Source organism: Undibacterium sp. 5I2 (genome assembly GCF_035019605.1).
GTDB lineage: Bacteria > Pseudomonadota > Gammaproteobacteria > Burkholderiales > Burkholderiaceae_D > Undibacterium.
On sequence record NZ_JASJVS010000171.1, the window covers coordinates 1 to 338 of the forward strand.

Annotated in this window: 1 protein-coding gene; it reads right to left on the bottom strand. The window is 59.2% G+C overall.

The annotated features are described in order from the left end of the window. Nucleotides 1-338, bottom strand: a 338-nt coding sequence (locus tag QN359_RS19855) for an autotransporter-associated beta strand repeat-containing protein (protein ID WP_323493437.1), incomplete at both ends; no start/stop codon positions are given.

Sequence of the window (338 nt, forward strand, 5' to 3'; positions counted from 1 at the left end):
GTGCCAGCAAAATTGGCTGAACTGTTATTGCCACCGATCGTCATCGCTGCCACTGTCGCACCGCTGTTCGTCACCGTACCACCGCTACCAGCCAGCGAACCGATGGCTTGATTGAAACCGCCGAGATCGAGCGTAGCACCAGCGGCCGTGGTGACAGCCGAGTTGCTACCGAAGGCATTAACCGCACCGGCGACCAAGCTACCGTTAGTGACCGTGGTCGCGCCGCTATAGGTATTCGTGCCCGCCAGCGTCTGTGTGCCGCTGCCGACTTTCGTCAGCGCCGTGGCACTGACACCATCTTGTATGCTGCCGCCAAAATTGGTCGAGCTGTTATTGCT